10 protein-coding genes are annotated in these 8593 nt (G+C 54.6%); 3 read left to right on the forward strand and 7 right to left on the reverse strand.

The genetic code is table 11. The annotated features are described in order from the left end of the window. Window positions 1-21: 21 nt before the first annotated feature. The 3 genes from VEI96_05265 to VEI96_05275 are packed head-to-tail and all read right to left on the reverse strand — an operon-like array spanning window position 22 to window position 3239. On the reverse strand, window positions 22-591 hold the full coding sequence (locus VEI96_05265) for a pyruvate kinase alpha/beta domain-containing protein (protein HXX57391.1): 570 nt from the start codon (window positions 589-591) through the stop codon (window positions 22-24). Between the two features lie 58 nt (window positions 592-649). Continuing rightward, window positions 650-2452 (reverse strand): aspartate--tRNA ligase, encoded by a 1803-nt coding sequence (aspS, locus tag VEI96_05270; protein ID HXX57392.1) that lies wholly within the window; start codon window positions 2450-2452, stop codon window positions 650-652. A 34-nt stretch (window positions 2453-2486) separates the two neighbouring features. Beyond that, a complete protein-coding gene (locus tag VEI96_05275) occupies window positions 2487-3239 on the reverse strand; it encodes a pseudouridine synthase (protein HXX57393.1) in 753 nt (250 codons plus the stop codon). Window positions 3240-3579: 340 nt separating this feature from the next. Between VEI96_05275 and VEI96_05280 the strand changes: the two genes are divergently transcribed. Both VEI96_05280 and truD read left to right on the forward strand, forming a co-directional pair. Further along, window positions 3580-4329, forward strand: coding sequence for an RNA methyltransferase (locus VEI96_05280; protein ID HXX57394.1), 750 nt, complete (start codon window positions 3580-3582; stop codon window positions 4327-4329). Next, a complete protein-coding gene (gene truD, locus VEI96_05285; GenBank protein HXX57395.1) occupies window positions 4292-5467 on the forward strand; it encodes a tRNA pseudouridine(13) synthase TruD in 1176 nt (391 codons plus the stop codon). The genes VEI96_05280 and truD overlap by 38 nt, the downstream gene beginning before the upstream one ends. A 3-nt stretch (window positions 5468-5470) precedes the next feature. Here truD and VEI96_05290 read toward each other — a convergent pair whose 3' ends face one another. The 4 genes from VEI96_05290 to VEI96_05305 all read right to left on the reverse strand — a co-directional run bounded on the left by VEI96_05290 (window position 5471) and on the right by VEI96_05305 (window position 8111). Then, a complete protein-coding gene (locus VEI96_05290) occupies window positions 5471-6157 on the reverse strand; it encodes a TIGR04283 family arsenosugar biosynthesis glycosyltransferase (GenBank protein HXX57396.1) in 687 nt (228 codons plus the stop codon). A 39-nt stretch (window positions 6158-6196) separates the two neighbouring features. Next, window positions 6197-6877 (reverse strand): TIGR04282 family arsenosugar biosynthesis glycosyltransferase, encoded by a 681-nt coding sequence (locus tag VEI96_05295; GenBank protein ID HXX57397.1) that lies wholly within the window; start codon window positions 6875-6877, stop codon window positions 6197-6199. 178 nt (window positions 6878-7055) lie between these two features. Next, window positions 7056-7220, reverse strand: a complete 165-nt coding sequence (locus tag VEI96_05300; GenBank protein ID HXX57398.1) for a hypothetical protein — start codon at window positions 7218-7220, stop codon at window positions 7056-7058. Between the two features lie 462 nt (window positions 7221-7682). Further along, on the reverse strand, window positions 7683-8111 hold the full coding sequence (locus VEI96_05305) for a metalloregulator ArsR/SmtB family transcription factor (protein ID HXX57399.1): 429 nt from the start codon (window positions 8109-8111) through the stop codon (window positions 7683-7685). A 110-nt stretch (window positions 8112-8221) separates the two neighbouring features. Between VEI96_05305 and VEI96_05310 the strand changes: the two genes are divergently transcribed. Then, a partial coding sequence (locus VEI96_05310) for a S4 domain-containing protein (GenBank protein HXX57400.1) occupies window positions 8222-8593 on the forward strand: 372 nt, incomplete at its 3' end.

An 8593-nucleotide genomic window follows, 5' to 3' on the forward strand; every position in this document is an offset into this window, starting at 1 on the left:
AGGGGCGACTCCGCAGCGGCCTTAAGCCCTCGGCTTGGCAAGGACTTCGAGGACCTTCAGGTCGAAGAACCTTTTTGACGCGGACGCCTTTATGACGAGCACCGTGTCAGCGCCCCTCGCGGTCCCCGCGACCGCGAGGACATCTTCGCCCTCGGGAATCAAACCGGCATCGACCGCCATCATTACGATCTCGCAGCAGACCTTCGAGCCTTCGCCGAACCTCCTCAGGGTATTTGCGACGATGAGGGTCGGATAGGTGCCGCTGAATTTTGCCGCGAACGCCGTTTCGATCGAATGGGTGAGCATCGAACCGGTATACACGACCGCGCCGTTTTTCTCGATGCGGCTTCTCGTATCGGGAGACAGTTCGAGGGCATTCGGTTCTTTATAGCCGGCTGAATGGGTGACGACGGTGATGTTTACCTTGCTATTCTTTAACGCCCCGGAAAAGAGAAGACCCGTGTCCCCGACTGTCGAGGCGACGACGAGATGTCCGTACCCGCCTTCCGCTATCGCTCTCTTGACGACCTCGAGACAGGCCTCGGTGTTGTCCCTTCCGGGCTTTTCAAAATAGACAACGGTTCTTTCCATCGCTGAATACTAACAGAAAAGGCTTTTCATCATCAAGGAGAGACAAGGACTCTTTCGTTCAGATATTCGGCATGTCCAATTTTATATGGAGCTCCCGCAGCTGTTTCTGTTCGACTTCAGACGGCGCCCCGGACATGAGACAGAAGGCCTTCTGGGTCTTCGGAAAGGCGATGACATCCCGGATCGATGCGGCCCCCACCATGAGCATCACGAGTCTGTCAAGGCCGAGGGCGATTCCTCCGTGAGGCGGCGCGCCGAAGTCGAGCGCGTCGAGGAGAAACCCGAATTTTATGCGCGCCTCCTCTTCCCCGATGCCGAGCAGCTCGAACATCCTTCTCTGAACGTCTCTCCGGTGGATACGGATGGACCCGCCGCCGATTTCGTAGCCATTGAGGACGATATCATAGGCCTTTGCCTTGACACCAGCCACGAGGCCCCGCTCATCGGCGGTTAAGGCAGAGCCGACAGTCCGCAACGAAGAGAGCTTCTCGATATCTTCGTCTGCCGGCGAGGTGAATGGATGATGCATCGCCTGGAACCTCCCTTCTTCGACATCCCATTCGAGGAGAGGGAAATCGAGTATCCATGCGAAATTGAATCCGGGCCTGATGAGGTTGAGCCTCTTGCCGAGTTCGAGCCTCATGCGGCTCAGGACGTCATGGACAACCCTTTCCTCGTCCGCCACGAAGAGCATGAGGTCGCCTTCCCCGGCAGCGAGCCGCTGCGCCATCTGCCGCAGGGTATCTTCCGGAAAGAACTTGGCTATGGGAGATTCAAAACCGTCCTTCACTTTGATCCATGCAAGACCCTTCGCCCCGAAGGCCTTCGCCTCTTCGGTGAGCATATCGACTTCTTTCCTCGAAAGCCCGGCCATGCCCTTTCCGTTCATCGCCTTCACCCTGCCGCCCGAATCTACGGCATCGCGAAAGACCTTGAAGGAGCCTTGACCGGCCAGGTCCGCCATCTCCTTCAGTTCGAGGCCGAACCTCAGGTCGGGCTTGTCGTTTCCGAACCGTTCCATCGATTCCCGGTAACCGAGTCTCGCGAAAGGAGTCGAGATCTCCGTATCGAGGACGGTCTTGAAGAGCTGTTTCATCATCCCTTCCATGAGGCCTATGACATCATCACGGTCCACGAAGGACAGCTCGAGGTCGACCTGAGTGAATTCAGGCTGTCTGTCGGCCCTCAGGTCCTCGTCCCTGAAACACTTGACGATCTGGAAATACCGCTCGATCCCGGCGACCATGAGTATCTGCTTAAAGAGTTGCGGGGACTGGGGAAGCGCATAGAACTGACCGGGATTCAGTCTGCTCGGCACGAGATAGTCCCGCGCGCCTTCCGGGGTCGACTTCGTGAGCATGGGGGTCTCTATTTCGAGGAACCCTCTCTCATCGAGGTAATCCCTGATGAGCTTGGTGACCTTGTGCCTGACGACGAGGTTGCCCTGCAATTCAGGCCTTCTCAGGTCGAGATACCGGTATTTCAGTCGCAGCGATTCCGACGCCTCTGCCGCATCTTCCATCGGGAAGGGAAGGGGAGACGCCTCATTCAGCACGGTCAGCGCATCGGCGTAGAGTTCCACTTTGCCTGTCGGCAGAGACGGATTATCCGTTCCTTCGGGCCTCCGCCTCACCTGACCTGACACGGAAATGACAAACTCACTCCTGATTGCATGGGCTGACTCGTGCGCCTCCTTCGAGACGTCCGGGCTGAAGACGACCTGACAGAGTCCGCTCCTGTCCCTCAGATCGACAAAGATCAGGCCTCCGTGGTCCCTCCTCCTGAAGACCCACCCCGAGAGGGTCACCGGGGAGCCGATGTCCGATTCCCTAACTTCTCCGCAACCTCTATCACGAGTCATATGACCTCCAATAACTAGCCCCTTTGCGCATCAATTATAATCCAATCTCTCTCTTTATAGACCGGAGTTCTTCGCCCGTGAGGTGTCTGATCTTCCCGGGTTTCAAGTCCCCGAGTTTCAATCCGCCTACGGCGATTCTCTTCAGCCTCATGACAGGATGCTTGACCTTTTCGAGCATCCTCCTCACCTGTCTGTTCTTCCCTTCATAGATGGTCATTTCTATCCAGGAGCTGTTCTCCGTTTCCCTGATCTTCTTCAACCTGGCAGGCATGGTCAAGCCGTCTTCATCGAGCCTCACCCCGCGGCGCAACTTCTCCGTCTCCTTCTCATTCAGACTCCCTTCGATCTTGACAAGGTATGTCTTCGGTATCTTCCTCGACGGGTGGAGTATCGCATTGGCGAAATCGCCGTCGTTCGTCAAGAGAAGCAGCCCCTCGGAATGGTAGTCGAGTCTCCCCACGGGGTAGATGCGGTATTTTATCCCGCCGAGAAAATCCTTCACCGTCGGTCTTCCCTCCGGATCGGAGAGGGTCGTCACGACGCCGTCAGGCTTGTGGAACATTAGGTACGCCTGCTGCCTGCCTTTTAGCGTCGGACTCGAGACGAGCTTGCCGCCTACCTTTATATAGTCCTCTGCAGGATCGGCCTTCATCCCGAGAGTCGCTGTTTCGCCGTTTACGGTGACCATTCCTTCAAGGATGAGTTCCTCTGCCTTTCTTCTCGAAGCGATCCCCATCTGTGCGAGAATCTTCTGCAGCCGTTGTTCCATGAGGATAAATGATACCATAATCGGCTTGTCCGATGGATTGGTTTGGCCTACCTTTTGAGAGGGCATCGGGAAGTCGGTTTCAGAATTTTTATAATCGACAAGATATTTCTATGGCAGTCCCTAATACGTTTTTGGGTAACGGTTCCTCCAAAATCTTCAGAAGGTTATTCTTCTCAAGGTGTCGAAAAAATTCTTCACCCGTCTTCACGATCGCCTCACCGATCCAATTGTTTCCGCTGGAATGGAGCATTATAAAAAATCAGAGATGGCCCATCCTGGAATAAGGATTCTTTGACTGTCCTATTCTCTCAGTCGCGAGAGATGAAATTTTGTCCGCCGCCAATTTATACTAATCTCCGTGAAGGACTGGAAGGACAACGTATCATTTATCATCATCGAGCCGAAGGAGCCCGGCAATGTCGGTGCAGCTGCGCGGGCGATGAAGAACATGGGGTTTACCCGCCTCGAACTGGTCGCGCCTGCGCCCCTGACCGATGAGGCGCGATGGATGGCCTGTACCGCCGTTGACCTCCTCGACAAGGCGAAGATACATGCCAAGTTTCAGGATGCAATTCAAGACAAGGGCCTGGTCATCGGCACTACCCGGAGGATCGGGAAGCGGAGGGGGCTCATTCTCCCCGTTAAAGAGGGAGTGAAGAAGGCCGTCGCGTTTGCCGGGAAGAATAGAATCGGCATACTCTTCGGCAGGGAGGACAAGGGGTTACGGAATAACGAGGTCGGGGAATGCGGCTTTCTCATGACGATTCCCGCAAACCCGGCGTTCCCGTCGATCAATCTCGCTCAGAGCGTACTGCTTGTCGCCTATGAACTCGGCGAGAAGGCATACGGGAAGGGCCTGCCGGAATTTGCTGACCGTAAAGAAATCGAGATGCTCTACCGGCACATGCAGAGAACACTCAAACTCCTCGGGTATATCCCGAGAGGCAGCAGGGACATGGAAGAGAGGATCATGAATAACCTGAAGCGTCTGATCGGAAGGGCGGGGCTGACAGACTGGGAACTGAGGATGCTCCGCGGGATCTGCTCTCAGGCGGAGAAGAAGTTAGGGCATGAAGATAAAGGTCAGGCCTCAGGATTTTCTCGTTGAGGAAATTGCCGAGATCCCCTCAAGGACAGGGGGAGACTTCGGCCTCTATCTCCTTGAAAAGAGCGGATGGAACACTGTTGATCTCCTGAAGAGGCTCTCGAGGGAGTCAGGCATCCCCTTCGGCGAATTCGCCTACGGCGGAAAAAAGGACAGACACGCCCTGACGAGGCAGTACGTAACGATAAAGGGTGCAAAACAGGTTTCCTTATCTCATGCCGCCTCGGACTATTCGCTCACCTTCCTTGGTTCGATCGGGAGGCCGATGGGGCCGGACCTCATCAAGGGAAACAGATTCGAGATCGTTCTGCGGAGCCTCACCGACGGGGAGTCGCAGGCTGCATCGGCAGACATCGGGGACCTCGAGAGGGACGGTTATCCGAACTATTTTGACGACCAGAGATTCGGAAGCCTCGACCCGCTGCAGGGCTTTCTTGCCGAAAAGATACTCAGGGGACACCATAACGGTGCGCTGAAGATATACCTCACCCATATCCGTAAGGAGGACAAGAAGGAAGAGAGAGAACGGAAGCTATTCTTCTCCGAACATTGGGGTAAGTGGCAGGAATGTTCTGAAAGGGCTAAGACCCTGTTCGATCGTGATGCCTTCGAGTTGCTCACCCGTGACCCTAAGGCCTTTGTCCCGCTGCTCCAGAGAATACCCCCTGAGGAGATGTCGCTCTTTTTTTCCTCCTATCAATCTCATCTCTGGAATGAACTCTTGAGAAGAATCGTGAAAGCGAAGGCCGGCGATTCCGTGAGGAAATACCCGGGAGTTGCCGGCGCGTATCTCTTCTATGCCTGCCTAAAGGGAGAGGATTTCCGTTACCTCAGGGAGTTGCGTATCCCGACTCCGGCATCGAATACGAGAATGCCCGACACCCTCACGGAGAAGCTCTATGCGGAAGTCCTGACGGAGAACCATATGAGGCCTCCCCTGTTCAACATCAGGAAGATCAGGCAGGCATTCTTCAAGGGCACGGAGAGGAAAGCGATCGCTCTCCCGGAAGGTCTCTCCGCGGATTCTTCCCCTGACGAACTCTACCGGGGGAAGAAGAAGATGGGCCTGAAATTTGTGCTGCCCAGGGGAAGTTACGGAACCATGCTCATCAAGCGGTTGTTCTGCAAAGCGGGTCCGTAACGTTTACGGATAAAAACGGCACAGCCTTTCAGGGGAGATGCCGAGGAGATAGAGGCCGGCCATCATCCAGTTTCTGAGGGTGCAAGAAAGGATGCCCTCCTTCTCCCACCTCCTCGCAGAGGTCTTTACCCTCGCAGGGATGATATGGATCGCGTCCCCTCTTTTCTTAATGCGCCTCATGATATCCATGTCTTCCATGATCGGAATCTCCCTGAACCCGTTCATCTCGGCGAAATAGTCTCTCCGGATGAAGATCGCCTGGTCTCCGTAAGGGATTCTCGTCAGACGCGACCGCAGAGAAGCGGCACGCTCTATCAGCCTGAAGACCATTCTTTCCGATTCTATTCCGAGGTCAAAGGCCCCACCGACATGCCTTCCCGTTTCGATTACGCCGGCAATGGAGGCCAGGGCATTTTCCGGAAGCATCGTGTCGGCATGAAGAAAGAGTAGGACATCCCCTCCTGCCCGGCGTGCCCCCGCATTCATCTGATTCGCGCGTCCTTTTTCGGAGATCATCCTGTCTACTCGCCTTTGCCGTATCTCGTTTATCGTTTTCCCTTCTGGGTGGCCGTCGACAACGATAATCTCGACCGCTCCGCCGTACGGCAAGGTGAAGATATGATCGAGTGTCCGGTTGATGACGGATGCCTCATTCCATACAGGAATGATTATCGAGATCTTACAATCCATAAGCCCGCCCGGCCGGACCCTTCCGAACGGCAAACCGGCTCACAACGACACGCTATTCCGTATGGTGTCGATGAGAGACATGGTTTTTGATTTCCTGAATTGCGTATCTCTGTTTCTCAGAAAGAGGTCGGCGAGGTCTTCAGGGGTATCGACATCCCTCCACTCGGGAAGGACATGGGCGCCGCATCCAAATCTTTCAAAGGCCTTCATCGTATCGGCGAAGACGGAACCGGTGCTCCACTGAATTCCGCGAAATATCTCTGGCAGGAATCTTTCCCTCCGAAAACCGATAAGGTAGTATCCGCCGTCAACAGCAGGGCCTATGACGGCCCCGCGAGTTTCGAGAGAGGCAAATGCCTCGGAGATGACATGGTCCGTGAGGTCCGGGATGTCGCTTCCGATGAGGACTGCCTTTTCGATGCCCTCCGCGAAGGACCGGACAAAGGCGTTCTCCATCCTCTCTCCCAGATCATTCCCGCTCTGCGGGAAATAGGCATGACCCTTACCGAGCCAGTTCCGTATTTCTCCTTCTGCATCGGGCGGATCGAAAAAAATCAGCAGGGGGTCGCTTCTTCTTTCAAGCGTGCAGATAATGTCGAAGACGAAATTTCTATAGAGCGCGAGAGTGGTCTCTGCACCGAGAACCGCAGCGAGGCGTGATTTTACCCTGCCCATCTTCGGGGACCTGACGAAAAGGAGGAGAGATGAACGACAGGACATTTCAGAAGATCCTTCTCCAGGAGTCTTCCCGCTGAATCTCAGGGGAAAGGAGTCCGGCAGCACGGGTTCATACCCCGTCGACGCCGGGTCTGTCTGCTCGGACAAAACGATCCCCCTTTGACATTTGTATCTCTTAGAACTTTAAGAGACCGAACCGGTCTCAACACCCGTGGGGGTTTCATCCGCCTCCACCGGCAAAACCGAAGAGTTTCGATACATTCAGCTTCATGACGTTGCTGCTGAAGCACTTGGGGCATTTCTTCTCATCACAATCGTGAGTCGATGACGGGGCTGTCTGATAGTAGCTCCCGCACGCAAGACAGATATATTCCTCTCCTGTCATAGTATCCACCTCCTTTATTTTGTTCTTTCTATCAGGGCAAGATTCACGGGCCATGCCATGCATAGCAACACAGCAAAAGAAGGGTCGGCCGTATACCTGAGATCACCGTTATCTCCGGAGCCTCGCTTCATCGCCGAACCAGTATATGATGTTTGCCATGAGGCAGAAGCCGATAAGGCAAATATAATTAAGTTTACCCCAACCGACCCGGGCAAAATCAACCAGTAAGGGCTGTGAATCGAGGCAAAGAGGGCGCTCCCGAGAGGAAGCCGGTCTGTCATAAGCCATATGATCCTTTCCAGGTACCGGATGCAGATCTTAGCCAAATACATACTCATGCCTCTTCAGATTGTTTCCGGCCATCGACATTATCCTTTCGCGACGGCATCGCAGAGAAGCAGAACGGGACAGTGGGCAGCTCCGGGATAAGGTTTCGAACCATCTTCTTTTCTGCAGTGTCGATCAATTCAGGCCGCCGTGGCGGTTTCTTTTGTTTCTTCCTTCGCCGTGCCGCTTTGCCCTCTGCTCCTCCATGAAGGCGAGGAAGGTCTTCATGTCGCATTTCCCCGTCTTCTTCTGGAACTCGCCGCAGTCTGAAAGCGACCGGAGGTCGCGCCGAAGACCGCTGTCTTCTTTCAGACCCTTGTTTATCATCTCCAGGATCTTTGTGGCCACGGACGCCGGTTTTTTTTTGAAGGAGTAGAAGACCAGTTTCCCCTCCCGTCTCTCATTGAGGAGCCCGGCGCCACTGAGAAGTCCAAGATTTCTGGAAACGAGTGGCTGGGATATTCCGAGCACCCCCATCACCTGACAGACACAGAGCTCCTTCCTCATGAGGAGCACGAGTATCCGGAACCGCGTCTCATCGGCGAGAAGTTTGAATAATTTCACGACCTTTTTCATATAAATATATTTATATACGATTATGCAAGAAAATGTCAAGGAAACAATGCGACGGCCCGGACTTCCCACATTTCTCCTTCCGTCAGGTAAAATCATCTATGGAAGGAGCACGCGAAGTCAGGACCGTAGAGGTATCGGAGGCGGGTGAACGGCTCGATGCGTTCCTTGCGGGGAGAGCAGGCATTACCCGTTCTCAGATTCAGAAGTTCATCGCGAGCGGGGATGTCCTTGTCAACGGGACACGGGTCAGCCAGCATTACCGGGTAAGGATTGGTGATTCGATCCGTCTCGTCATACCCGAAGGGGAATCCGGTGAACTCGTCCCGGAACCGTTGCCCATCGAGATCCTCTATCGCGACGCATTCATCGTCGTTGTGAACAAACCCGCCGGGATGGTTGTGTACCCTGCTGCCGGTCACGGCCGAGGCACCCTCATGAACGCCCTCGCCTATCACTGTGGAAGACTTGCG

Source organism: Thermodesulfovibrionales bacterium (assembly GCA_035622735.1).
Taxonomy (GTDB): Bacteria; Nitrospirota; Thermodesulfovibrionia; order Thermodesulfovibrionales; family UBA9159; genus DASPUT01.